Raw genomic sequence first — 1976 nt, 5'->3', positions numbered from 1 at the left:
CACGATATAGCTTGCTTTGTTTTCTATACATCACATGTCTTAGAACGTGAGATCAAGGATGGAGTAGTAACTACCGTTAAACAAAACGTTGCGCTTGCAATGGATACGGTTGAACTATTTAACAAGGACAATGTTAATAATGCAGAGACGTTAATGAGCGTCTTTAAAGAGTTGGTTGGAAAAATCTCAGTTGATCATCAGATGAGTAAGACTGGCAATTACGAAGCACTTGAACTAGTCTCTCAAGGCGGTATTTTAAATAACAACTACGATATTATTGATAAATTTAGCAGAGCATCAAATGGCGGAATTTCAACCGTTTTTGCAAAATCAGGCGATAGTTTTTTAAGAGTAAGTACTGCCGTAACACAGCCAGATGGTAGCAAAGCTGTCGGCACACTACTAGATAAAAATAGTTCAGTTTATAAAAATGCAATAAACAAAGAACGATATGTAGGTGTTGTAAATTTATTTGGTCGCAACTATATGAGCATATATGAGCCTATTGTTAATGGTAATGACGTTATAGGAATTTTGTATGTTGGTTACGACTTCACAAACGGTCTAGAGGATCTTAAAAAGACATTTGCTTCTATGAAACTAGGTGAGCATGGATACTTCTCTATCTTTAATACAAAGACTAATAAATTTGATATCCACCCAAATCAAGCTGATAAAGAGCTAAGTGGTGAGCTAAAAGCTACTATGGATAACATCACAAAAGAGAGAGAAGGTGCTAAGCTTGTTGTAGCTGATGGAGTTGAAAGAATAGCGGCATTTAAACCATTTGACAAACTAGACTGGATTTTGCTTGGTTCAGCTATTACAGATGATTTTTTAACACCTCTAAAAGTGGTTAGTAAAAACTTCATCATTGCAAGCATTATAGTTACATTGCTTCTTATAATAGTATCTATATTACTACTTAAAAAGATGGTTGCAAATCCTATTGATAGATTAGGATCAAATTTAAATGCTATAACATCTGACTTTACTCTTAAAATCCCAATCTACGGCAAAGATGAGATTGCTAAGATTAGTAATGATATAAATGATTTTATAGAGAGAATAAGAGTACTTATAAGCGACACTAAAAATCTTTCAAATGAAAACAGCTCAGTTGCAAACGAGCTAAGCTCTACATCTCTTCAAACAGGCAAGCGTGTAGAAGAGTCAACTCAAATAGTAGAAGAGACAAATCAAAGATGTAAAGTAATGCAAGAGAATATGAAAGAGTCACTAGCAGTTGCTCAAGCTGGTAAAGATGACCTTCAAAAGGCAAGCACTCATATAAAAACAGCTACTGAAGCTATTAAATCTCTATCGTCTCAGATCGTTGATTCTGCTAATGTTGAAAATCAAATGGCGGGTAAGATCGAGCAGCTTAGCCGTGATGCTGAGCAGGTAAAATCAGTCCTTGTTGTTATCAACGACATCGCTGATCAGACAAATTTACTAGCCCTTAACGCAGCCATTGAAGCAGCAAGAGCTGGCGAGCATGGACGCGGCTTTGCAGTCGTTGCTGACGAGGTTAGACAGCTAGCCGAGAGAACTCAAAAGTCTCTAACAGAGATAAATGCAACTATCAACGTTATTGTTCAAGCGATCAATGATAGCAGCGAGCAAATGGGCATCAACTCTAAACAAATTCAAGAGCTAACTCATGTGGCAAGCGACGTTGAAAAGACGATAAATGATATGAGCGCAACGATGAATAACGCCATAGCGATGTCAGATAAGACTATGCAAGACTACATCGCAACTGGTAAAAATGTAAATGAGATCATGGATGGCATCTCAGAGATCAATCAAATTTCATCTGAAAATGCTAGAAGCGTCGAAGAGATAGCTTCTGCAGCTGAACATCTAAATAAGATGACAGATGCGCTAAATACTAAACTTAGCGTCTTTAGAACTTAAGTTTTTACCTCTTAAATTTAATGTTTTAGGTCTAGCTTTGGCTAGACCTTTTTAAA

The 1976-nt window shown here is 36.6% G+C and carries 1 protein-coding gene; it reads left to right on the top strand.

Features of this window, described 5'->3' with window-relative positions:
* Positions 1-1920 (top strand): methyl-accepting chemotaxis protein (locus tag CYP05_RS04985; protein WP_141090281.1); only part of this gene is annotated, 1920 nt, incomplete at its 5' end.
* Positions 1921-1976: the final 56 nt, after the last annotated feature.

Origin of the sequence: Campylobacter concisus (assembly GCF_002913545.1) — a bacterium.
Taxonomy (GTDB): Bacteria; Campylobacterota; Campylobacteria; order Campylobacterales; family Campylobacteraceae; genus Campylobacter_A; species Campylobacter_A concisus_AV.
Note: the sequence above shows the minus strand (reverse complement) of the source record. Positions and strands in the feature narration are given on the sequence as shown.